Source organism: Algoriphagus sp. NBT04N3 (assembly GCF_019443765.1).
GTDB lineage: Bacteria > Bacteroidota > Bacteroidia > Cytophagales > Cyclobacteriaceae > Algoriphagus > Algoriphagus ornithinivorans.
The window spans coordinates 1,890,915-1,914,627 of sequence record NZ_CP048415.1 but is presented as its reverse complement, the minus strand read 5'-3'; the positions used below and the strand labels follow the sequence as shown (position 1 = coordinate 1,914,627).

Sequence of the window (23,713 nt, the reverse complement as noted above, 5' to 3'; positions counted from 1 at the left end):
TTTTTCTTATGGATAAATCAATAAAAATTCTTTTCTTCATTTGCCTTATCGGGATAGCTTTTGCATGTGAATCAACTTCGGAGAAAAATGAGACTGAAGTGAAAGTGGATTCTTCCGATTTGTTGGATGATTTTCCCACCAAACTTGACTTAGTTTTTGCACAGAAATCTGAATGGTACGAGCATTGGGCTCAGAAATTAGGAAGGTTCGAGGCGGATGATTTTGAATTGATGCTTTCCGATACGTTGGAGGGCTTTGAGATGCCTGAGAAAAACCCTATCCTTCCTAGCGACCCTTTATTTCCATATCAATTTCCACATCCAGGAGGAAACGGAGTAATGGATATCTATTCTTACAAAATTGAAGCTCAAGATGAATTGGATTCTCCTTTTTTGAATCCTGACTCTGAGGTGGTATGGTATAAAGCAGATGGAATGAAAGAGCGCCTTCTATTTATGGGGCCTTCCGGAGCATTTGAAGAGGGCTTATGGCTGAGCGAGGAAGAGTTTATAGTATTGGGCTTTTTTCAGGAAGTAGAGGGATTTAGACCCTTGGTTTGGTTGATCAGACCAAATGAAAATCTCGTATATCAATTTAGAATGAAAAAAGTTACCTCTGATTATAAGATAGAATCTTACCTAAATAAGAAAATCAAGAAGGTTGAATTGATTTAAAATGGATTTTGAAGAAGTCATCCAAAGACTGAAAAACTCGCTTTCAAGGCAACTTCCGGGTAAAGAGGCGCAGATGAGGATGTCACCTCAGCCGGTGGATATGAGAAGGTTTGATCCAAAATTACCTTCTAATTACAGAAAAGGTGCAGTTCTGATTTTAATCTATCCACAGGAAAAGCAGGCTTTTTTTCCATTGATCAAAAGACCTGAATACATTGGAGTACATAGTGGGCAGATAGCTTTTCCAGGAGGAAAAATGGACGAAGGAGACGAAAACGAAGTTTTTACAGCCCTTCGGGAAGCTGAGGAGGAAGTGGCAGTAAATGCCAGTAAAGTCGAAGTTTTGGGAAGAATGTCTGATTTATTTATTCCTGCCAGCAATTTTTTAGTAAGTCCTGTAATCGGTTATGTAGATCATATTCCTGAATTCGTTCCTGAGGAAAGGGAAGTTCAAAGAATCATTTCAGCAAGAGTTGCCGATATCGTATCCCCTGAAATCCAGAAAAAAACCATTTTGGAAATAGGAAATCAAATCAAACTGGACACTCCTTATTTTGAAGTAGAGAAAGAAATGGTTTGGGGTGCTACTGCCATGATTTTGGGAGAGTTTATAGAACTTTTGGAAAAGGGAAAATAAGCTCATTTTTGGGCATATGAGCATTTGTTGGTATTGTTGTAACCTTTAAGCAAAACTATGGAAGAACAAGCTCCTTTGATCATCAATGATGCTGTGGTTTTTGGCTTACTAGTAGCCACTCTAGCAGTAATTTTCAGCACCTCAGCAAGCCAAAATCGTATTTTTCAAAAATTTTATAAGGTTGTTCCGGCAGTGCTACTCTGCTATTTTATTCCTGCGGTTTTTAACTCCTTGGGAATTATTTCAGGTGAAGATTCCAACCTGTACTTTGTTGCTTCCAGGTATTTATTGCCTGCTTCTTTGGTTTTATTTACAATCAGCATTGATATCAAGGGTATTCTCAAATTAGGGCCTAAGGCATTGACGATGTTTCTGGCAGGTACATTAGGGATCATGCTGGGAGGTCCATTGGCACTGATGACAGTGGGCTTTATTCAGCCTGAACTCCTAGGTGGCACTGGTCCGGATGCGATCTGGAGAGGTTTGGCTACGATTGCCGGATCATGGATAGGAGGGGGAGCCAATCAAACTGCCATGTTGGAGGTATTTGGAGCAAGTTCCAGCCTTTTCGCACAAATGATAGCAGTAGATGTTTTAGTGGCTAATCTTTGGATGGCTTTCTTGCTGTACTGGGCTGCCAAACCAGAAAAAATCGATAAATTATTTAAAGCTGATTCTACGGCAATCTATGAGTTGCGAGACAAAATAGCGGATTTTAGATCCAAGATAATGACGATTCCAAGTTTGGCTCAGACCATGACCATACTGGGAGTGGGTTTTGGGATTACCGGGGTTTCGCATTTGATAGCTGACTGGATAGCTCCGATTATTTCCAGTGATTATCCTGCATTGAAGCAATACTCCTTGGACTCAACGTTCTTTTGGATCGTGGTGATAGCCACTACTGCAGGTCTTGCACTTTCTTTTACTAAAGCAAGAAACTTGGAAGGTGCGGGTGCATCAAGATTGGGTAGCGCCTTCTTATATGTCTTGGTGGCAACCATTGGAATGCAGATGGATTTGGGAGCAGTATTGGATAATCCAATTTTGTTTCTGATCGGTATCTTATGGATGTTCTTCCATATTTTAATCATGCTTTTGGTTGCTTGGTTGATTAAAGCACCATTTTTCTACGTGGCAGTTGGTTCTCAGGCAAATGTGGGAGGAGCTGCATCTGCGCCGATTGTGGCATCGGCCTTTGATGCTTCTTTGGCACCGGTTGGAGTTCTTTTGGCGGTATTAGGCTATGCTGTGGGAACTTATGGGGCCTACTTATGCGGTTTAATGATGCAGGCCATTTCTATTGGATAATGAAACACAGTAGACAGTTAGTCTTTATATGTACAGGTTCAGATTGCAAAAAAGCAGGTTCCAAGCTGATCAAGAAGGATCTGAAAATTGCAAGCAAACAAAATCCTTGGAAAGGTTGCTGCAAACTGATCCAAACCAAATGTTTGGACATGTGTAAGTCTGCTCCGGTTGCGATAGTCGAAGATCATTTTTTAAAAAAAACCAGTACAGAAAAAATATTGGATCAAATGAAAAAAGCCCTGAAAGATCAGGGCTGAGATTAAAGTTTGGTTGTCTTGACAGCAGTACCGCTGGCAGTAACCATCAGCATTCCATCTCGAATCGTTTCGTAATCCAAGTCAATTCCTACAATAGCATTCGCTCCGAAGGTTCTAGCTTGCATTTCCATTTCTGCCATAGCAGTAGCTTTGGCTTCTCTTAGAACGCGCTCGTATGAGCCGGATCTGCCTCCTACAATATCAGTAATACTGGCAAAGAAGTCTTTGAAAACATTGGCACCTATGATGGTTTCTCCAGAAACAATGCCTAAATATTCATCGATTTTGTAGCCTTCTAGTTGGTTGGTAGTTGAGATAATCATTGTATTTAAATTAAGTGAAACATATCTAATGCACGCATAATTTAAGGCGCAAGTTTGAATAAATCATTTAAATTGATTTTAGGTGATTTATTTAACTGCGATAAGTTATAAAATGAATTTGTTTCTCTAAACTTGTTTTTAAGATCATCTTTTTTCAATATTTTCCGAGTTGTAAATAAACCCAAGTAAGTAGTTAATTAAATGAGTCAATTCCATCAGTTTGATATTTCGGATTTCTTCAATGAAATCAACGAACCTCTGTTTCTGATGGATTCTGAAGAAATCATATTTTGGAACAATACCGCAACTGAAAATTTCAAAAACCTTCCTGAGGATTGGAAGGCTTGGATTTCAAACGAGGAGCTAGAACAAAAACTACTTTTATTTTTCAAAGAAGGGATTCTGCCCCAAATCACTTATTTCAAGTCTTTAGAGAAGAAATGTGGTGAATTCCAGCGGTTTGAATGGGTTTTTGTAAATCTACCTTCTAGTTATAGCAGTAGATTTTTGATAGTTAAGGCCAATCCCATCAAGTTTTTGGGTAATAAAGCGGTTGAGAATTCAATTTTGGATAAGCATGAGCAGACAGTAGGGGAACTGAGTTATATCCAAAGTATTCTTCATCATAGTCATGATTTAATTGCCATTTTGGATGAGCAAGGAAATTATAAATTCATTTCCGATTCGGTGGTCCAAAAGATTGGTTTTCCGGTAGATTATATAGTTGGGAAAAATTTCCGTGACTTCATTGATGAAGGGATCATTGAGTTGGTAAAAGGGAGTTTCGAGGAGGTTCTAGACTCTACAGAGGAGGTTGCAGTTGATTTCTGGATTAATAGATCCAAGGGCAAACGAATCTATCTTGAAAGTTTTGCCAAAAACTTAATTTATCATCCTGAGATCAATGGCGTTTTATTTTCGAGTAGAGATATCACTGATTTTATTGAAACAGACAGGTCTCTTCAGAAAAGATATGAAATAGAAAACCTGATCAATCAGGTTTCCTCCCGTTTGATCAATAGAAGGTTGAGTAATCTGGAAGAAGACTTTCAGGAGTTTTTAAGAAAATTCAGTCATTTTTTGAGGGCTCATCGTGGTGTAATCAGCATATTCAATCAGGAAACCCAAGAGCTTGATATTATTAATACCTGGAGTTTATCCAGCTGGAAAAGTGAGTCAGAAATTGATTTCAAAGCGATCATTGATTCCCGTAAAAAAAGGTTGGAGGCAGGCATAGTAAAACTGATTGACTTAGAGTCGGAGGGCTTTGAATCTACTTCAAGGCTTATTTTGATTCCAATGATATCTGCCTCAAAGATTTTGGGTGTCATCTATTTTGAAATAGATCAGGAAGACTTGGAGTTTACTGAGAAGGAGTTGCAGATTTTCCGACAATTGGGAGATATACTTGCCGGAGCATATATCGGTAGTTTGATGACTCGACGAATCGAAAGAAACGAGAATCTTCTAGCTACTACGGAAAGGCTATCTAAATCCGGTTCTTGGAGATACAGTACTACAAGAAATCTATTTTATATCTCAGGTGGTTTAGCAAGAATTTTTGACTTGGGGATTCAGCCTGTAACAGCTGAATTTTCTTCTTTGATTCTTCGGATTGATAAGAGCTACAGAGAGGGTTTTGTCAAAAATCTGAAAAGAAGTATTCAGGAAAAAAGTCATGCCTCGGGAGAGTTTACTATTCGCAATGAGGATGGTAAACCGGTTTACATTTCCTATGAAATAGAAACCAAACAGGACTTTTTTACCCAGGGAATTGAAGTAAACGGATTTTGTACCGATATCACGCACAAACGGGCAAGTGAGGAGTATCTAAGGCTTCAATCTCAGATTCTAGCCCAGGTTAATGATCCCATTTTGGTCACTAATCTCGAATATCAGATCATATATCTGAATAAAGCTGCTGTGGAATTATGTGGTATGGTGAAGGAGAATGCCTATAATAAACACATAGATTCTGTCATCAAATTTAATTTTCCAGATGGTAGCAGATTTGAAAAAATCGGCAGGAAACTGGAAATAGGGGATGTAAAGAAACAAGAGTTATTTATAGAAACAGGGGTTCAGCCTAAGGCTCCTTTTGAAATTTCTATGCAGGCAATCCATGCAGATGGAAAGGAGAAAATAGGCTACTCTTTGATCCTCCGGGACCTTTCTGAGAAATACGAAAATGAACGCTTGGCTATGAGAGCCAGCATGATTGTAGAGAATAGTCCAGCTGTATTATTTCAGGTGGATCCTAATGATGACTACAGAATCTATTACATCTCGGAAAATATCAACCAATTTGGCTATCAGTCTAAGGAATTGATGGAAAATAGGGTTCCATTCTTGAATATTGTACATCCTGATGACGCCAAAATCATCAAAAAGATCAATAGCAAATCAAGGGGTAAGTCAGGAGTAGTTTCCTTTTCTGGGGAATATAGGATCAAAAAAACTGATGGGACATTTATCTGGGTTGAGGATAAAACGTCAGACGTGAGAAACGAAGTGGGCGATATTATTCTACATCAGGGTCTATTTCAGGATATTACCGAAAGAAAGAATTTTGAAGAGTTCAAAGAAGAAAAAGAAAAACAATATCGAGTCTTGGCTTCCAATATTCCCGGAACGAATATTTTCCTATTGGATAAAAGCCGAAAATACATTTTGGCAGAAGGAACCAACTTTGAAAACTGGGGGCTGAGTCCATCAGATTTTGAAGGGAATTACCTAACTGATATCGCACTGACTGATTCTAAGGAGGTATCCAAATTACTGGATAGAGTTTATGAAAAACGTGAGATCGTCGAGACTGAATTCTTTTTAAGAGGAAGAAGATATCACAGAGTGATCAGGCCTATATTAGAATATGGCAAAGTGGAATATGCACTAAGTATCGTTAGGGATATCACAGAAGAGCATAAAGCCAAAGAAGATTTAAGACAGTCAGAGGAAAAATATAGAACCTTGGTAGAAGAGTCAACTGAGATCATATTTTCCTTATCGGAGTCATTTATTGTGGATTATATCTCACCCAACGTCAAGCAATTTATGGGCTATGAGATGGATGAGGTTATCGGAAAAAGCGTATTTGAATTTTTGGACCCGGAAGATCTGGATGTTTTCCAGGTACTTTTGGAAGAGACCAAGGATTTCTTCTCCCAAAACCAATTTTTGGAGTTCAAATTGCGCCATAAAAATGGAGAATACCGAGTGTTCAATTCCAATGGAAAAGTTATTCTGGATAAAGATGGAAAGAGACTTTACACAGGTATTGCGAGGGACATATCCAAACTTAAAGAGGCTCAGGGAGAATTGCTCAAAGCTAAAGAAAAAGCGGAGCAGGCGTCTTTGATAAAATCCCAGTTTCTTTCTGTGATGAGCCATGAAATCCGGACACCAATGAACGCAGTCATTGGTTTGGCTCATTTTCTTTTGGAGGATGATCCTAAACCTGATCAGTTAGAAAACCTTAAAACACTACAGTTTTCTGCTGAAAGCCTGATGGCCCTGATCAATGATATTTTGGATTACAATAAGATTGATTCAGGGAAAATAGAGTTGGAGGAGATGCCTTTTGATTTAAAGAATTTCATTCAGCGAATTGTGCATTCTCATAGTTTTCAGGCTACAGAAAAATCTCTGTATGTGATTTCCGAAATTGATGAAGCACTTCCTAAAAGTATCTTAGCAGACTCTGTTCGATTGGGTCAAATCGTCAATAATTTGGTTTCCAATTCGATTAAATTCACCGAAAAAGGCGGTGTAAAAATAATTCTCAAATCCGAGGGAATCGATAGAGAAGGAAAAGCCATAGTCAAATTTAGATTTGAGGATACTGGAATTGGAATTCCAGAAGAAAAGGTCTCCACTATTTTCGAAGCATTTACACAGGCCTCTTCAGAGACTACTAGAAAGTATGGAGGCACAGGCTTGGGATTGGCTATTGTAAAACGCCTGGTGGAATTATATCAAGGGGATATTACCTATTCTCCAAATCTAGGTGGTGGAAGTGTCTTTGAATTTGTGATTCACTTGAAGCCTTTTGAAGAGAGGGCGAACAATGGTTCAGCTGAGGATAAGCCTCAAATCAAATCTCTGATGGGGGCTTCTATACTAGTTGCGGAAGACAACATGGTCAACCAGATTTTGATCCAGAAATTTTTGAAAAAATGGAATACCGGAAATGTGGTTGTGGCTTCTGATGGGCAAGAGGCTCTGGAATTTTTTGAGAAGGAACATTTTGATTTAATTCTATTGGATTTGCAAATGCCAATTTATGACGGCTTTACAGTTGCCAAGAAAATCAGGTCTATGGCAGATCTGGTAAAAAGTAAAGTTCCTATGCTTGCATTGACCGCTACCTCTTTACATGAAGTAAAAGAACAGTTAATGGAAGTAGGTGTAAACGACTATGTGGCCAAACCATTTACTCCGGAAAATCTCTACGAGAAATTGTTGAAATTTCTTCGTCCCAAAGAAAGGGTCTAAGACATCTTTAGCATTAATTTTGCCTAAAGGCTGTGGGTTATTTATTTACAGCCGAAATTTTCCTTACTCATGTCCCTTTTTTTTAGAATAAGCATTGCAATAGTTTTCTTCTTTGGTTCTGGCTATGCTTTTTCTCAGCAACTTCTATCCAAGCGAACCACACTGTATACCGTGGTAGGTACCAGTGGAGCCAAATTGAATCAATTTGACCAAATGCTGGAAGATAGAGGTTTAACAGGCTTGAGAAATAGATATAGAACCTTAGGATTAGGCTATCAAAGCAGAATAAATGATTTCGTGATTGGGCTTGAGCTTTATCACAATCGTGGTGCAAACAGTGATTTGGATGGCTTTAAATTGGGGTACCGGACTTCCAGAGTTTTACTCAATGTGGGATATGCTTTTACCGAGGAATCCAAATTTCAGCTAATACACTACATGTCTTTGGGTATGGGTTATTTGAATTTTCAAATGCTTCCATCCGAAAGGCCTTCCAGTTTGGAAGAGTTTCTGGCTGACCCAAAGCAGGGATTTATTATTCGTGAAAATGATATCCAAAAAGGATCAAAATACTATGGGAACTTTTTAACAGAAATAGGCTTCCATATGACCTACGACTTTGATCTTCCCGGCAGGAGAGAAGCACTTTCCATCATTGCGAAAGCAGGATACGCATTTAGCCCATTTGAAGGAAAATGGGAGCTAAATGGGATGTCTTTCGATAATGCTCAAAGTGGTGCATTTCTTAGACTAGGAGCAGGTATTTCCATTCCAGATAGAAACTTCTTTTATAAAGATGCCTCAATTGGGCTTCACCTGATTTCTGGGGTTCATTTCACAAGTCCAGATACTTTTAATGAGGTTTTGGAAGAAGCTGGCTATGATCCCTTAGATGGCAGGCCTTCCAATTTGGGGATTAAGATTAAAGGTGAATCCGAACGCATGCTTTATGGAGTAGACGTTTATAACTTAGCCATGAATGGTAGTGCAAGCGAGACACAATCTCATTCTCTCAACAGTTTGAGAGTGTATGGAAATTTGGGATATAAAGTTATTCAATACAAAAATTTTGGATTTGGAGCTTTGGCCGGATTGGGCTTTGGAAATATACGATACACCTTAGCGCAGAGAAATAAGCCGGACTTTCCAGAATTATTTGAGCGGAGAAAGTTTGACGGGTATTTGAGAAATTCTGGTTTGATGGGTAAACCCGAAGTGTTTTTAGAGTATGGAATTCCAATGACCAAAAGGAAGTTGGTTGACCTTGTGTTTACCGCATCTGCCGGATATGAACTTGCATTGGCAAATTATAGACTAGGTGAGTTGGATATGGCTTCTTACATGTCAGCCCCTTATTTGACTTTTGGAATAGGGGTAAGACCTTAAATTTTAGAGTAATCGCATTTTCACTTGCCGAATCTTAAAAAAAGAGGGCGAAAAGTTTTAAAAATCCAACGATAGCGGTGTTTTATTGCCAAATAGCTAGTACATTTGAGTTGCTTATCGAGAAAGACCGAGGGAAGGGCCCTACGACGTCTTAGCAACCTGTAATCAAGGTGCTAACTCCCGTTCCGGAAATGCCGGAAAAAGATGAGCGGAAAAGTATTTTTACTTTGCTCCGTGGTTTTGCTCGATTAGCTTTTTAAACTTAATAGAATGATGCAAAATAGAACGGAAACCCTGCTTCAGGCAATTCAAGATAGGATCTTAATCCTTGATGGAGCTATGGGTACCATGATTCAAAGATACCAGTTAACAGAAGAGGATTTCCGCACCGAAAGTCTCAAAAACCACCCAAAATCTCTAAAGGGAAATAATGATTTACTTTCTCTTAGTAGACCAGATATTATCAAGGCAATTCATGCTGAATATCTTGGGGTTGGAGCGGATATCATTGAGACCAATACTTTCTCAGGCACCAGTATAGCTCAGGCTGATTATGATTTATCCCATTTAGCATATGAGATCAATTTTCAATCTGCAAAATTAGCCAGAGAAGTTGCTGAAGAATTTACTTCTCAAAATCCTCAAAAACCAAGATTTGTAGCAGGAGCCATGGGCCCCACCAATAGAACCGCATCCATTTCTCCGGACGTGAATGATCCGGGATATAGGGCAATAAATTTTGATCAACTGGCGGAAGCTTATGCCGAGCAAGTGAGAGGATTACTGGACGGAGGTTCAGATATTTTATTAGTGGAAACAATATTCGATACTTTGAATGCAAAAGCAGCGCTGTATGCAATTCAAGAGGTGTTTGAAGAAAGAAATATACCATTAGACCCGCTTGAGGGAGGTATTCCTATCATGATCTCTGGAACTATCACCGATGCCTCAGGAAGAACTCTTTCAGGGCAAACTACAGAGGCTTTTCTGATTTCCGTATCGCATGTTCCTCTACTTTCAGTAGGATTAAACTGCGCTTTAGGTGCCAAAGAGTTAAGACCTTATTTGAAAGTTTTGGCAAACAAAGCCCCATTTTTTGTATCAGCCTATCCCAATGCGGGCTTGCCTAATGAATTTGGTGCGTATGATCAAAATGCACAGGAGATGGCCGCACAAGTCAAAGAGTTTTTGCAGGAAGGCATGTTGAATATTTTGGGAGGTTGCTGCGGAACCACCCCAGACCATATCCGGGAATTGGCAAAACTAGCGGATGGTTTTGAGCCAAGAAAAATCGGAAAAAAGGAATTAGCGGAAAATGAAGATTGAGGAGCAGGCAATGAATGACTATTTGAAATTATCAGGCCTTGAGCCTTTAGTATTTACACCCAACCTGAATTTTGTCAACATTGGAGAAAGAACCAATGTGACAGGCTCCAAGAAATTTGCCCGTTTGATTTTGAATGGGAATTATGATGAGGCCTTGGAGGTAGCATTAGATCAGGTACGTGGAGGAGCTCAGGTTCTGGACGTTTGTATGGATGAAGGAATGCTGGATGGAGAAGCGGCAATGGTTAAGTTTTTGAACCTAATCGCTTCAGAACCCGAAATCAGCCGAATTCCTATAATGATTGACAGTTCCAAGTGGAGTATCATTTTGGCTGGTTTGAAGTGCGTTCAGGGCAAAGGAATTGTAAATTCGATATCTCTCAAAAACGGGGAGGAAGAATTCATCCATCAAGCCAAAACCATCAAGAAATTTGGAGCCGCGGTAGTAGTAATGGCATTCGACGAAAAAGGTCAGGCGGATACCTATGAGAGGAGAATTCAGATTTGTGAGCGGAGTTATAGGATTTTGGTGGATAGGGTACGATTTAATCCTCAGGACATCATTTTTGATCCCAATATATTCCCGGTTGCAACAGGGATGGAAGAGCATAGAAAGAATGCATTAGACTTCTTCCTTGCTACCAAATGGATCAAAGAAAATCTGCCCGGAGCAAAAGTAAGTGGCGGGGTTAGTAATGTATCTTTTTCATTTAGAGGAAATGACCGAGTGAGAGAAGCTATGCATGCAGCTTTTCTTTATCATGCGATTCATCATGGAATGGATATGGGTATCGTCAACCCTACCATGCTGGAAGTCTATGATGATATTCCTAAAGACTTATTGGAGCGGGTTGAGGATGTCTTTTTTGATAGAAAAGAAGATGCTACCGAAAGGCTCTTGGAGTTTGCAGACACTGTCAAATCTTCTGGCAAAAAAGAGGTAGTGAATGAAGCTTGGCGTTCTGATCCTGTGGCAAAGCGAATTGAGCATGCCTTGGTAAAAGGTATTCTCGATTTTATTATTGAAGATACGGAGGAAGCCAGACAGCTACTTCAAAACCCATTGAAAGTCATTGAAGGCCCATTAATGGACGGGATGAATGTGGTTGGAGATCTTTTTGGGGAAGGCAAGATGTTTTTGCCCCAGGTGGTGAAGTCTGCCAGAGTGATGAAAAAGGCTGTAGCCTATCTTGAGCCATTCATGCCACTGCCGGAAGAAGGTCAAGAGGACAGTTCCCTGAAGAAAATTTTGCTGGCAACAGTTAAAGGGGATGTGCATGATATCGGTAAAAATATCGTAGGAGTCGTGTTGGCTTGTAATAGCTATCAAATCATTGATTTGGGAGTGATGGTAGATGCCCAAAAGATAATTGATGAAGCGATTAAAAATAAAGTTGATATTATAGGATTGAGTGGATTGATTACTCCTTCTTTGGATGAAATGGTCAATGTGGCATCAGAAATGGAGCGCCAGGGATTGAAAATTCCTTTGCTGATAGGTGGGGCCACTACTTCCAGAATTCATACTGCTGTAAAAATTGATCCTGTGTATTCCGGAACGGTGATCCATGTAACTGATGCAAGTAAGTCTGTGCCTATTGCGGGTGAATCCATTTCTGAGGAGACTAGGGATCAATATCATCTAGATATCAAGGAAACTTACAAGCGATTGAGAGAAGAGCATGAGGCCAAACAATCCGCCAAACAATTGATTTCCTATTCAGAGGCTATGGAAAATCCTGTGGAAATTGATTGGACTGCTTTTGAACCTATTGAACCGAAGGTTTTGGGAACCCAAATTTTGGATGATTTGGATTTAAATGAAATCCGAAAATATATTGACTGGACCCCATTCTTCAGTACATGGATGTTAAGCGGGAAGTATCCTAAAATTCTTGAAGATCCAGTCGTGGGTAGCGAAGCAAAAAAGCTTTTCAATGATGCCCAAAGAATGTTGGATCAGTTGATTGATGAAAAATGGTTGACTGCAAAAGGTGTTTTTGGACTGTTTCCTGTTCAGAGAAAAGGAGATGATGCGGTTGTATTCAGTCCTGAAAAGAAAGGTTTGACTCTGGGTCAATTTCACTTTTTGAGACAGCAAGGTAAAAAAGGAAAAGGGGTTCCAAACCGTTCTTTAGCTGATTACCTGCATCCCGAAAAGGTGGATTACATGGGTTGTTTTGCAGTAACTTCTGGATTGGGAATGGAGTCTAAATTGGCAGAATTTCAAAAAGCCGGGGATGATTACAATGATATTTTGTTTAAGGCCTTAGCGGATAGATTGGCAGAAGCAGCAGCCGAGTATTTACATGAGCAAGTCCGAAAAAACTATTGGGGCTATGCGCCTGAGGAGAATTTGGAAAACGATTCCTTGATCCGAGAAGAATATACAGGAATCCGACCTGCACCCGGCTATCCAGCCTGTCCAGAGCATTCTGAAAAGGAAACTATCGCCAGCCTATTGGAAATGGAAAAAGCCATTGGAATCACTTTGACTTCAAGTTATGCCATGTATCCGACTAGTTCTGTTTCAGGGTTTTATTTTGCCCATCCAGATGCGAAGTATTTCGGCTTAGGAAAAATCGCCCAAGATCAAGTGGAGAGTTATGCGAAGAGAAAAGGCATCAGCCTAGAAGATGCCGAAAGATTATTATCACCCAATTTGGCCTATACGCCTGCTAAATTACTTGTGAATCAGACTGTATGAAGATTACCGAACACCTGAAAAACGCGAAATCTACGCTGTTTTCTTTTGAGATTTTACCGCCATTGAAGGGACAAAGTTTGAAAGAATTGTTGGAAGGAATCGCTCCTTTGATGGACTTTAAGCCCCCCTTTGTTGATGTGACTTATCATCGTGAGGAGTTTATTTATAAAAAGCATCCCAACGGCCTGTTGGAAAAGATCAGTACCAAAAAGCGGCCGGGAACGGTTGGAATCTGTGCAGCAATTATGAATAGATTTCAGGTAGATGCTGTTCCTCACTTGCTCTGTGGAGGTTTTACCCGAGAAGAAACTGAAAATGCACTGATAGACCTCAATTTCATCGGGGTGGAAAATGTATTGGCTTTAAGAGGCGATGCACCCAAAACTGAAGGAAGATTTGTTCCAGAAAATGACGGCCATCATTTTGCCAGTGAGTTGGTAGAGCAGATTATCCGAATGAATCAGGGGAAATATTTGCATGAAGAAACAGAAACCAGTTTCCATACTGATTTCTGTGTAGGAGTTGCAGGCTATCCTGAAAAGCATTTTGAGGCGCCTTCCATGAAATTTGATTTGAAGTATCTGAAAGAAAAAGTCGAGAAAGGTGCTGAATACATCGTGACTCAGATGTTCTTTGATAATGAGAAGTATTTCAAATTTGTGGAAGACGTAAGAGCGGCGGGGATAACAGTTCCCATCATTCCGGGAATCAAGCCCATCACGACCATAGGCCAGATTACCATGCTTCCTCGAACTTTCTTCTTGGACTTACCAGATGCTTTGATGGACGAATTGGAAAAGTGCAAGACCAATGGAGAAGTGAAAGAAGTGGGTATAGAGTGGGCCATTCAGCAATGCAAGGAACTGGTAGCAGCGGATGTGCCGAGTCTCCACTTTTATACTATGAGTAAGGCAGATGCGACTTATAAGATTGCGAAGGAGGTGTTTTAAGACCATTTCTGACAAAAAAGGCTATTAGATTTTGTATTTCTAATAGCTTTTATTTTTTTAGTGGAAAACCAATTATGATGTCTCGATTTTTATTTCTCTTTTTATCCCAATGTATAATTTGCTTAGGGCAGGAAGTTGTATACCTAAATAGTTTTGGGTATCCTATAGTGGATCTCAACGCCTATCCAGCTGAATTTATTAAAGTCACTACCCAAAAAAACGGGGTGATTCAAAGCTTTACATATAATTTGGATACAGTAAAGGTTGAGCATTCTACAGTTTTGACTGACGAGAATGGAGAAAAAATCAGTGAACGAATTTTGGGATATTATCCCAATGGAGAAATGAAATTCAATAAGCGTATTGATTACGCGAAGGACGAGTTTAAAGAGACCAACTATTATGAAGATGGTAGCCTTAAAAGTGAAATAATTAGTTCCTCGATGGAAATCTTATCAGAAACCTATTATGGTGTGGATGGAGTGGTCATTGACAAACCCTTAATTGAAGACCCTGAACCAAAAGGAGGAAAGAAAAGCTGGAATAATTTTTTGGTAGCGAACTTGCAATACCCGGTAGAAGCAAGGTCTGAACGGGCTGAAGGTACGGTTATTTTAGCCTTTGATTTGGATGAGGAAGGAGCTATTGTTAATCCACAGGTTGCAAATCCAGAACAGGTTCATCCAGCCTTGGCTGCAGAAGCCTTGAGGATACTTCTTATTTATCCAGAAAACTGGAATCCAAAAAAAATCAATGGGATTCCAGTTCCTTCAGAAATGAAAATTCCAATTCGATTTAAGTTGAGTTAATACAGGTTATGCTTTCAATTTTTTGAAGACTTAACTTATTCTGCTTCATCCAAGTTTTTTATTGTAGTAGCTGTTGGCCCTTCGAGGAATCAATGCTTATTTAACCCTGAGTTTAACTAGTTAGAGTTGAGTTAAAAATTTGTAAATTGCAACTGAATACAGTTACTTTGAGTTTATGTCTAAGAAGGAAAAACTGATTGCTAGGTTTTTGGGCATGCCATCTGACTTCCATTATAATGAAATGGTGAAACTCCTTGGATACTTTGGTTTTAGTGAAGTAAAGAAAGGTAAAACCTCCGGTTCTAGGGTTAAATTCGAGAACGAGGGTGGGGCTCCTATCATGCTCCATAAACCACATCCAAGCGGGATCATGAAGCAATATCAAATGAAACAGATCAAAGAACTATTGGAGTTATGAAATATCTGGAATATAAAGGTTATACAGGCAGCATTGAATACAGTCCTCAGGATAGTCTTCTCTATGGAAAAGTGTTGGGGATTAAGGGTCTGATCTCTTACGAAGGAGAAACCGGTAAACACCTGGAAGAGGATTTTAAAGAGGCGGTTGATACTTATCTGGCTCATTGTAAGGAAAAGGGGATATCGCCTGAGAAGCCGTTCAAAGGGAGTTTCAATGTAAGAATACCGGCTAAATTACATCAAAAGGCTGCATTATTGGCCATGGAGGCCAAGACTTCATTGAACAACTTCGTTGCTGAAGCGATTCGGTATAGGGTAGAAAAAGATCCCGCCTGATTATTTTTTTGTATGAATGGGCGATTGTCTAGTTGGAATACTGCTTCTTGTTTGAACGAAGCATTTGCGCTCGGTGTAATCTTTGACAATAGTTGGTAGTAGTTATGCCATAATATCTTTTAATTCCCGATTAGTAAACACAATTTATTAAGATTTCAAAGGAGGTGTTTTAATTTCCTTAGTGTCCAATAGGACTGTTAGAATTGACCATTCTTCCCAAATTTTCCCTCTTTTTCTCATTTCTCCCTATCTTCGGGCATGATTAAATTGATCGAATGTCCTCGGGATGCCATGCAGGGACTGCCCGATTTTGTGGATACAGCAATCAAGGCGGCTTACATCAACCAGCTATTGGAAGTAGGCTTTGATACAGTGGATTTTGGAAGTTTTGTAAGTCCCAAAGCAATACCCCAAATGAGGGATACTGCGGAAGTATTGAGTTTGTTGGATCTGCATAAATCCCAATCCAAACTTTTAGCTATCATAGCAAATGTTAGAGGAGCAGAAGATGCCTTTCATTTTCCTGAAATTGATTACTTGGGATTTCCTCTTTCTCTTTCTGAAACCTTTCAACAGCGAAATACCAATGCATCCATTTCTAAGGCTTTAGAAACAGTAGAAACCGTTCAAAACCTTTGTCAAACCAAGGGGAAAGAATTGGTAGTCTACTTGAGTATGGGTTTTGGGAATCCCTACGGTGATCCTTATTCTCCGGAATTAGTGGCGGAGTTTGTTCAAAAACTAGATGACCTTGAAGTCAAAATAATATCTTTAAGTGATACAGTAGGAGTAGCTGATAATGAATTGATTAAAAATCTATTTGAAGTGCAAATTCAAGCCTTTCCCCATATAGAATTCGGTGCTCATTTGCACAGTAGAAGAGAAAGTATAGCTGAAAAGGTAATTGCTGGATTGGCAGGAGGATGCAAGCGATTCGATGGGGCGTTAAAGGGATTTGGCGGCTGTCCTATGGCAAATGATGACTTGGTTGGAAATATGGCTACCGAAGTCATGATAGAAACTCTGGAAGGAGAGGGGCACTCCTTGAACCTCAATAAAGCCGAGTTGGGAGAATCCATGAAGTTGGCTAATTATGTTTTCCAGTCCTAAGTAATGAGTACTCCATTAATTCAAAGTAAAGTCAAAGCCCTGAGATGGCTGAGGGTGCTTCATAAATGGATGGGTGTTCCATTGATTATTTTCTTTTTCATAATTGGAATTACCTCCATTCTCTTGGCCTGGAAAAAGAAGGTAGACCTTTTACCTCCAACACAGAAAAGTGAATTTTTAGATCAGGGAGAGTGGATTTCTCCAGCAATGATGATTACCATTGCCGAGCTAGAAATGGAAAGGCTAGGAGAGTCCAAGGAAGTAGACAGAATAGATATTCGGCCAGATAAAGGCATAGCTAAAGTGACTTTCAAAAATCACTTTAAAGAAGTGCAGGTCGATGGATTTTCGGGAGAAATATTATCAGTAGACATCCGACATTCGGATTGGATAGAGAAAGTTCACGACGGAAGTATTATAGACTTTTATACTTCAGGAGATGAAGGTGCGAAGTTGACCTATTCAACATTGGTTTCTTTAGGATTGATTTTGCTGGCAATCAGCGGGTTTTATCTTTGGTATTACCCAAAGTTGATTAGAAGGTTGAAAAGTTAGGATTAGTATTGAATTTTATACTTTTTCCCAGGTAAGGATTTAATGATTCCCTCAAATTCCAATTCCAACAATTTGGATGATAATAATCCCAAAGGTATACCGGTTTGATAGGATATCATGTCTATTTCCAGTTCCTTTTTGTCCAGCAATAATTCTAAAATCAGTTTCTCCTCACCATTTCTGGAACTCAAATCTAAACTTGGTTTGCTGACTTTTTGCTCCCCTGGTTTGGTCCAAAATAAGGCTTCAGCAATATCATTCGGACCTGTATAAATGGATGCTTTCATCTTTTTAATTAATTGATTGCATCCTTCGCTGAAGGATGATTGCAAATTGCCCGGTACCGCAAAAACTTCTTTATCATAGCTGTAAGCTATTTCAGCGGTGATCAAGGCTCCGCCTTTTTCTGCTGCTTCCACCACAATAAGGGCATCGGAGAGTCCTGCAATAATCCGGTTTCTCGCTGGGAAATTTCCCGGCGCCATTTTGGATCCTGAGGGGTACTCGCTGATCAAAGCTCCCTTTTCCAGCATTTGCTCGGCAGTACTTTTATGCACAGCGGGATAAATCTGGTCGATTGGAGAACCTAATACTCCAATGGTGGGAAGGTCTGTTTTGAGGCTCAGTCTATGAGCTTCTATATCAATGCCATAAGCTAAACCAGATATTATAACAGGTTGATATACAGCTAAATCCTCAATAATTTTTCGAGTAACACTTTTCCCATAATCGGTGGCATTTCTGGTGCCGACTATTCCTACTGTTCTCTCAAAATTCAGGGTACTGTTTCCCTTGATGAATAGTACAACGGGTCCATCTTCTTGCGCTTTTAATCTTTGTGGGAACTCAGGATCCAAATGGGTAAGAATCCGGATATTTTTCTTCTCAGAATTCTGAATGAGTTGATCAGCTGCTCTGAGTAAAGTGTCCTTTTGCTCGCGTAATTCAAGTAGCTTAGGGCCTACTTTTGGAATTTTAGCTGCTTTTCCTTTAGGGATTTGGAAAAAATTCTGAGCAGATCCTGCATAAGCCAAAATTGCTTTGAATACTCCCGGTCCTATTTTTGGCGCCAATGATAAGGCTAAAAAATACCTATACTCCTCAGGTGTCGTTTTTTCCTTGAAGTTCATTTTTCAGATTGATTAAAAAGTTTTTGATTTCCTGAAGTTTCTGAACGGCCTCTACCTTGTCGAAGCCTTTGTCTTTTCCTTGTGCTATAACCTCACGAGCACCATCTAGTGTGTAGCCTTTTTCTTTTACTAAATGAAAAATGTAGCGAATTTTCTGAATGTCATCCTTGGTGTAGCGACGGTTTCCCTTTTTATCCTTTTTAGGGCGGATAATATCAAATTCTCCTTCCCAGTAACGGATCAATGAGGGAGCTACTTTGAACATCTGAGCAACTTCACCAATGGAATGATATTTCTTTTCTATTTCTCGCTCTTTGTACGGCACAGCAAAAATGGTTTAAACTCTAAATTAGTGAAAATATAGATTTCTCTTCAAGTAAAACTTGAGCTAATTGATTTTCAAACGAAAAAATTATCGATTCAGTATTTGAAGCATTTGGACAGCTGCAAGTCCGGCTGTTTCTGTTCTCAATCTGCTTTTTCCTAGCGATACAGGTTGGAAGCCGAATTCAAATGCCTTTTTTATTTCTTTAGGGTCAAAATCTCCTTCCGGTCCAATTAGGATGCAATAACTCTTTCCTTTACTGGCTGCATCAAAAAGATGCCTGTCATGATCCTCGTCTATATATGCAATGAAATTCTCATGGTCTTTGTGGATATGATCAGCAAAGAAATCCTCCAAAGAGCAGGAAGGGTTGAGTTTCGGAATCCTAAATTTTAGACTTTGCTTACAAGCAGCAATGATTTTTTTCTCCAGCCTTTCAGTTTTCAGAAAGCTTCTTTCAGAATTCATCGTCTTGATTAGAGTCAATTCATGAAAACCCAGCTCAGTGATTTTTTCCACCATCCATTCCATTCGGTCAGGACTTTTCGTTGGCGCTATGACCAAATGGATATGAAACTCATCCTCTGCTATTGTTTCCTGATGGAGTACCTGCAGAATGGTTTTTTTAGGGTTGGCCTCCGTGATGGTACATTCAAATAAATTCCCTTCACCATCGGTGACAAAAACCTGATCACCGACTCTTTTTCTCAGAACCTTGGTGAGGTGCTTTGATTCTTCAGACTCCAGATAAATAGTAGGAGGGGCTATATTTTGTTGAAAAAAGAGTTGCATATCTGCCTACAAAAAAAACACAATTCCCGAAGAAATTGTGCTTTTAACCAATTAACCTTATAACCTAAAAACTCAACCTTTAGAGATTTCCATATTAACGGACTTCCCTTTGATAGTGTTGTGTTTCATAGTGCGGATTACATGATCAGCATCTTTCTGTGGAACGTCCACAAAAGAGAAGTTGTCAAATATGTCAATTCCTCCAATGCTTCTGCCTGGGATGCCGGCTTCACCTGCAATTGCTCCCACGATATCATTAGGACGGATTCTGTCTTTTTTACCTAGGTTTAAGAATAGACGGGCCATGTTGGCATCACGAACTCGCTCAGGTCTTCTTCCACCATCTCTGCTGTCTCTTCCACCTTCACGTCTTTCTCTTCTGCCTTCGCCTCTTTCTCCACGTCCGAATCGGTCACTTCCACCTCTTTCAAATCTTCCGCCTCTTTCTCCTCTTTCACGACCTCCGTCACGTCCACCTTCTCTTCTTCTTTCATTGAATGAAGGAAGCGCGAAGTCTTGGTCTCTCATTTCTTTCACAGCATCTCCCATGGTCATCTTTAGTAATCCTAAAGCAATTTGGTCCATGCTTAAACCTTCAGCCAATAATTGGCCAATAGTCGCTTCGAAAATTTGATTATCCTCTTCTTTGCTTAAATGTCTGTAAACATCCTTCACCAATTGAGCTTTTTTCAACTCAATCAAGTCAGAAACTGAAGGAGGATCCATTTTTGCGATTGTGGCCTTGGTGAATTTCTCCAAGTCACGAATTTTCATGAAATCTCTTCTGCCAGTTACAAAGTTGATAGCAGTTCCTGATTTTCCAGCTCTACCGGTTCTTCCGATTCTGTGTACGTAGTATTCCTCATCCAGTGGAAGATCGAAGTTGAACACTGCCTCAACATTGTCTACATCAATACCTCTTGCTGCTACGTCAGTCGCAACCAATACAGTACAAAGTCCTTTTCTGAACTTGCCCATTACTTTGTCACGCTGAGCTTGAGATAGATCTCCGTGAAGTGCTTCAGCTAGAATTCCTCTTGAACCCAAAGACTCAGTAACCTCATCGGTCATTCTTTTAGTATTACAGAATACCACAGAAAGTGCATAGTTGTTGACTGTCATTAGACGAGTCATCAATTCCATTTTCAAAGAAGGCTTCACCTCATAAAAAACCTGCTCGATTCTATCGACGGTCAGTTCTTTTTTGGCGACCTTGATGATTTGTGGATCTGTTTGATATTTTCTGGTTAAGTCCATAATAGGCTTAGCCATAGTAGCTGAGAAGAAGACAGTCTGTCTTTGTTCTGGCATCTCCTGCAAGATCGCCTCGATATCATCCCTAAAGCCCATGTCTAGCATTTCATCTGCCTCATCCAAAACGATGATTCCAGCATCTTCCAGCTTCAATGTGCCTCTGTTGATGTGATCTTGAACTCTACCTGGAGTACCTACTACAATCTGAACGCCTTTTTTCAGTACGCGAATCTGCTTGTCGATAGATTCACCACCGTAGATGGCTACAGAGTTTATTCTTTTGTGAAATTTGGCAAGTTTTTGAATTTCGCCTTCAACCTGAACAGCAAGTTCACGGGTAGGGCAAAGGATAATAGCCTGCGGTCTGTTGTATTCCGGATCAACCAAATCGATGATAGGAATAGCAAAAGCTGCGGTTTTTCCAGTACCAGTTTGAGCCTGACCAATTACGTCACGACCTTCTAATACGAAAGGAATGGCTTGAGTTTGGATTTCGGAAGGTTGGGTATAGCCCATTTCTTCCACTGCCCGTAAGATTTCTGCTGAAATCCCCAGGTCTGAGAATTTTGTGTTGTTTTCCATGATGTTTCCTTACTTTTCTTGCCATGTACTCCTTGTGATTATCCCACGACAAGCGACAGTAAGGATTTCACGGCTCAGAAAAATGTTCTATGTCTTATTGACGGTGCAAAAGTAATAGTAATTATTTTGTAAACCTAACGGACTCTCAGTCTTTTTAGAATATTCTTAAAAATTAACATGATTTTGGAGTAAAATATTTGGCAAGTTTGGCTTCATAGTGCTATCCAGACTATAAAAAGGACCTGTCTGAAGATGCCTCTTTCATCATTTCCTGTGAAAGTTCTTCTCCCAAATAATTGTCAATCAATCCGTGGGCTAGGTAAAGTAGAGGTGTCAAAATCACAGCTACAGTGAATTTATAGATGTAATTGATAATGCCAACAGCAGCCACTTGGGACAAGTCCCAATTTCCAAATACATAAAAAGCAATTCCCAAAACCACGAAAGAGTCAATGAATTGTGACACTAAGGTAGATCCAGTTGCTCTCAACCATATCATTTTTGCCCCTGTGATCGCCCTTAACTTCTGGAAGACAAAAACATCAATCAGCTGTCCCAATAAAAAGGCAGTCAGGGACCCAACAATAATCCCAAGACCTTGTCTGAAAATGGTGTTGAAGGCATAACTGATGTTGAAAGCATTTCCCTCCGGATCTGTTGCATTTACTTCCAGCCAGAAATCTGCCGGAGTCAGCATGGTCACCAAGCCAATTACTAAAAATGAATAAGCAATTAACCCTGCAGTCAGAAAGCTGATCTTTTTTACTCCCTTTTTGCCAAAATACTCATTGATAATATCCGTGGTAATAAATACCACTGGCCAGATTACCGCCCCCGCAGTCAAATTAAAATCCAATAAATACTCCCCAAAAATATTGAGATTAACCGGAGAAAAACCCAAGGTCTTTTCAGCGGAAAAGATTTTAACTCCAATAATCTCTGCAAGAATAGCATTGGTGAGAAATATCCCGCCAAGAATCATAAACAAGTTAGTCTTCCGGGAATTATTGGCTTTGTTCATAAAGTATAGGTTTGACCTTCCAAGCTTAACACGGAGTTTTCAAATACTGTTTTGGCTTCTTCCAACATGGGTTCCAAGTCTACATATCTGGAAGAAAAGTGTCCTAATAAGAGCTGTTTCACTTGAGCAGCTTTTGCTATCTCTGCAGCTTGCTTTGCTGTACTGTGGAAAGTTTTTTCAGCTCTGGCTGCGTCTGACTCCATGAAAGTTGATTCATGATATAATAGATTCACTCCTTTGATAAACTCGATGATATCGGGATTGTAAATTGTATCGGAGCAAAAGGCATATGAACGCAAAGGTGCTAGGGGATAACAGTATTCCCTGACGGAGTAAAAGGCCCCATCACTTCCAATGTAGTCCAAACCTTTTCTCAAAGAATGAATAGCTTCCAGGGGAAGATGTTCCTTTTGCAGCTTTTCTTTGATCAGATTTCTAAATCCAGCTTTTTCCCGAATCAAAAAGCCTGTAGTCGGAAGTCTATGTTTGAGTGGAAAGCTGTAAACCTGATAGTTAGCTTGATCTGTCAATAAACTGAATCCTTTGTCTGGATTAGTCTCTTTAAAATGAAGAGGATAGGAAAGCTGAGTATTACTATACCTGAAATGAGTGGTTATGATTTCATCCAGACCTTTGGGGCCAAAAAGAAAAATGGGATCAAGACGCTTGGATAAATTGTAACTGGACAGCAATCCAATCAATCCAAGGTAATGATCCCCATGCAAATGAGAAATAAATATGTGTGAGATTTTTGAGGTTTTGACCTTATACCTTCTCAGTTGTAACTGCGTGCCTTCTCCGCAGTCGAGTAAAATTAACTCCCGACCAATTTGGACCACCTGTGATGTATGATTCCTACCATGTACAGGAATAGAGGAGGTGTTTCCAAGAATCGTTACCTCAAAATCCTTGATCAATCTTCTTCCTCTTCTTCTTCCTCTCCGCTTTCGATTTCATGAATGAAAATAGCCTCACTGGCTTCCTCCAATGAGTTGACTAGATTCAATTTCTTATCAAGCATGGAGATTTTCAATAGCTTCATCACGTGATCCTGAACTCCGGAGATGATAAAAATTCCACCGTTTTTGTTGAATTCACGATCTCCAACTAAAAGAGCACTTAGTCCGCTGGAATCTACATATTTTACCTGGCTCATGTCCAAAACCAAGTTTTCATAGCCTTCAGCATGAACTGTCAATAGCTCAGATTTTAGGGCTGGTGCAAGAATAGAATCCAGTTTTTCCTCCATTGGAGTGAAAACCACATATTGTTCTTTTTTATCGATGCTGTATTTCATATTTAGACGATTGTATT

At 39.7% G+C, this 23,713-nt stretch carries 22 protein-coding genes and 1 riboswitch; of the genes, 14 read left to right on the top strand and 8 right to left on the bottom strand.

Features of this window, described 5'->3' with window-relative positions; genetic code table 11:
• Nucleotides 1-8: 8 nt before the first annotated feature.
• From GYM62_RS08340 to GYM62_RS08325, 4 genes are read left to right on the top strand one after another with little or no spacing between them, the layout of a single operon-like run.
• Complete coding sequence (locus GYM62_RS08340; RefSeq protein ID WP_219959073.1) at nucleotides 9-674, top strand: bifunctional isocitrate dehydrogenase kinase/phosphatase; 666 nt, start codon at nucleotides 9-11, stop codon at nucleotides 672-674.
• Between the two features lies 1 nt (nucleotide 675).
• Entirely contained in the window at nucleotides 676-1,311 is a 636-nt protein-coding gene (locus GYM62_RS08335; RefSeq protein WP_219959072.1) for a CoA pyrophosphatase, read from the top strand.
• A gap of 57 nt (nucleotides 1,312-1,368) precedes the next feature.
• The gene (locus tag GYM62_RS08330) at nucleotides 1,369-2,622 is read left to right on the top strand and encodes a DUF819 domain-containing protein (protein ID WP_219959071.1); all 1,254 of its coding nucleotides are present in this window, start codon (nucleotides 1,369-1,371) and stop codon (nucleotides 2,620-2,622) included.
• A complete protein-coding gene (locus GYM62_RS08325; protein WP_091650115.1) occupies nucleotides 2,622-2,879 on the top strand; it encodes a (2Fe-2S) ferredoxin domain-containing protein in 258 nt (85 codons plus the stop codon). The genes GYM62_RS08330 and GYM62_RS08325 overlap by 1 nt, the downstream gene beginning before the upstream one ends.
• Nucleotides 2,880-2,881: 2 nt before the next feature.
• Here GYM62_RS08325 and GYM62_RS08320 read toward each other — a convergent pair whose 3' ends face one another.
• Entirely contained in the window at nucleotides 2,882-3,202 is a 321-nt protein-coding gene (locus GYM62_RS08320; RefSeq protein WP_091650119.1) for a YbjQ family protein, read from the bottom strand.
• Nucleotides 3,203-3,403: 201 nt separating this feature from the next.
• Between GYM62_RS08320 and GYM62_RS08315 the strand changes: the two genes are divergently transcribed.
• The 10 genes from GYM62_RS08315 (at nucleotide 3,404) to GYM62_RS08270 (ending at nucleotide 17,295) form a co-directional block, all read left to right on the top strand.
• Nucleotides 3,404-7,696 (top strand): PAS domain S-box protein, encoded by a 4,293-nt coding sequence (locus tag GYM62_RS08315; RefSeq protein ID WP_219959070.1) that lies wholly within the window; start codon nucleotides 3,404-3,406, stop codon nucleotides 7,694-7,696.
• 69 nt (nucleotides 7,697-7,765) lie between these two features.
• Nucleotides 7,766-9,082 carry a hypothetical protein gene (locus GYM62_RS08310; protein WP_255590630.1) on the top strand — a complete coding sequence of 439 codons (1,317 nt, stop codon included), beginning with the start codon at nucleotides 7,766-7,768 and terminating at the stop codon, nucleotides 9,080-9,082.
• 111 nt (nucleotides 9,083-9,193) lie between these two features.
• A riboswitch (SAM riboswitch) is annotated at nucleotides 9,194-9,293 on the top strand.
• Between the two features lie 62 nt (nucleotides 9,294-9,355).
• Nucleotides 9,356-10,408 carry a homocysteine S-methyltransferase family protein gene (locus tag GYM62_RS08305; RefSeq protein WP_219959431.1) on the top strand — a complete coding sequence of 351 codons (1,053 nt, stop codon included), beginning with the start codon at nucleotides 9,356-9,358 and terminating at the stop codon, nucleotides 10,406-10,408.
• Nucleotides 10,398-13,115, top strand: a complete 2,718-nt coding sequence (metH, locus tag GYM62_RS08300) for a methionine synthase (RefSeq protein WP_219959069.1) — start codon at nucleotides 10,398-10,400, stop codon at nucleotides 13,113-13,115. The genes GYM62_RS08305 and metH overlap by 11 nt, the downstream gene beginning before the upstream one ends.
• Nucleotides 13,112-14,065 carry a methylenetetrahydrofolate reductase [NAD(P)H] gene (gene metF / locus GYM62_RS08295; protein WP_219959068.1) on the top strand — a complete coding sequence of 318 codons (954 nt, stop codon included), beginning with the start codon at nucleotides 13,112-13,114 and terminating at the stop codon, nucleotides 14,063-14,065. Before metH ends, metF begins: the two co-directional genes overlap by 4 nt.
• 74 nt (nucleotides 14,066-14,139) lie before the next feature.
• Entirely contained in the window at nucleotides 14,140-14,874 is a 735-nt protein-coding gene (locus GYM62_RS08290; protein WP_219959067.1) for an energy transducer TonB, read from the top strand.
• Between the two features lie 175 nt (nucleotides 14,875-15,049).
• Nucleotides 15,050-15,292 carry a type II toxin-antitoxin system HicA family toxin gene (locus GYM62_RS08285; RefSeq protein ID WP_219959066.1) on the top strand — a complete coding sequence of 81 codons (243 nt, stop codon included), beginning with the start codon at nucleotides 15,050-15,052 and terminating at the stop codon, nucleotides 15,290-15,292.
• The gene (locus GYM62_RS08280; protein ID WP_219959065.1) at nucleotides 15,289-15,630 is read left to right on the top strand and encodes a type II toxin-antitoxin system HicB family antitoxin; all 342 of its coding nucleotides are present in this window, start codon (nucleotides 15,289-15,291) and stop codon (nucleotides 15,628-15,630) included. The genes GYM62_RS08285 and GYM62_RS08280 overlap by 4 nt, the downstream gene beginning before the upstream one ends.
• A 258-nt stretch (nucleotides 15,631-15,888) precedes the next feature.
• Nucleotides 15,889-16,740 carry a hydroxymethylglutaryl-CoA lyase gene (locus tag GYM62_RS08275; protein WP_091650139.1) on the top strand — a complete coding sequence of 284 codons (852 nt, stop codon included), beginning with the start codon at nucleotides 15,889-15,891 and terminating at the stop codon, nucleotides 16,738-16,740.
• 3 nt (nucleotides 16,741-16,743) lie between these two features.
• Nucleotides 16,744-17,295 (top strand): PepSY domain-containing protein, encoded by a 552-nt coding sequence (locus GYM62_RS08270; protein WP_219959064.1) that lies wholly within the window; start codon nucleotides 16,744-16,746, stop codon nucleotides 17,293-17,295.
• Between the two features lie 2 nt (nucleotides 17,296-17,297).
• Here GYM62_RS08270 and dprA read toward each other — a convergent pair whose 3' ends face one another.
• The 7 genes from dprA to GYM62_RS08235 form a co-directional block, all read right to left on the bottom strand.
• Entirely contained in the window at nucleotides 17,298-18,425 is a 1,128-nt protein-coding gene (gene dprA, locus GYM62_RS08265) for a DNA-processing protein DprA (protein ID WP_219959063.1), read from the bottom strand.
• Complete coding sequence (locus GYM62_RS08260; protein WP_219959062.1) at nucleotides 18,397-18,750, bottom strand: MerR family transcriptional regulator; 354 nt, start codon at nucleotides 18,748-18,750, stop codon at nucleotides 18,397-18,399. Before GYM62_RS08260 ends, dprA begins: the two co-directional genes overlap by 29 nt.
• Before the next feature lie 87 nt (nucleotides 18,751-18,837).
• Complete coding sequence (locus GYM62_RS08255; protein ID WP_219959061.1) at nucleotides 18,838-19,542, bottom strand: 16S rRNA (uracil(1498)-N(3))-methyltransferase; 705 nt, start codon at nucleotides 19,540-19,542, stop codon at nucleotides 18,838-18,840.
• 72 nt (nucleotides 19,543-19,614) lie between these two features.
• The gene (locus GYM62_RS08250) at nucleotides 19,615-21,378 is read right to left on the bottom strand and encodes a DEAD/DEAH box helicase (protein ID WP_219959060.1); all 1,764 of its coding nucleotides are present in this window, start codon (nucleotides 21,376-21,378) and stop codon (nucleotides 19,615-19,617) included.
• Between the two features lie 229 nt (nucleotides 21,379-21,607).
• Nucleotides 21,608-22,399 (bottom strand): queuosine precursor transporter, encoded by a 792-nt coding sequence (locus GYM62_RS08245; protein WP_219959059.1) that lies wholly within the window; start codon nucleotides 22,397-22,399, stop codon nucleotides 21,608-21,610.
• A complete protein-coding gene (locus GYM62_RS08240; protein ID WP_219959058.1) occupies nucleotides 22,396-23,316 on the bottom strand; it encodes a ribonuclease Z in 921 nt (306 codons plus the stop codon). Before GYM62_RS08240 ends, GYM62_RS08245 begins: the two co-directional genes overlap by 4 nt.
• Entirely contained in the window at nucleotides 23,313-23,696 is a 384-nt protein-coding gene (locus GYM62_RS08235; RefSeq protein WP_091650162.1) for an STAS domain-containing protein, read from the bottom strand. The genes GYM62_RS08240 and GYM62_RS08235 overlap by 4 nt, the downstream gene beginning before the upstream one ends.
• Between the last annotated feature and the right edge of the window lie 17 nt (nucleotides 23,697-23,713).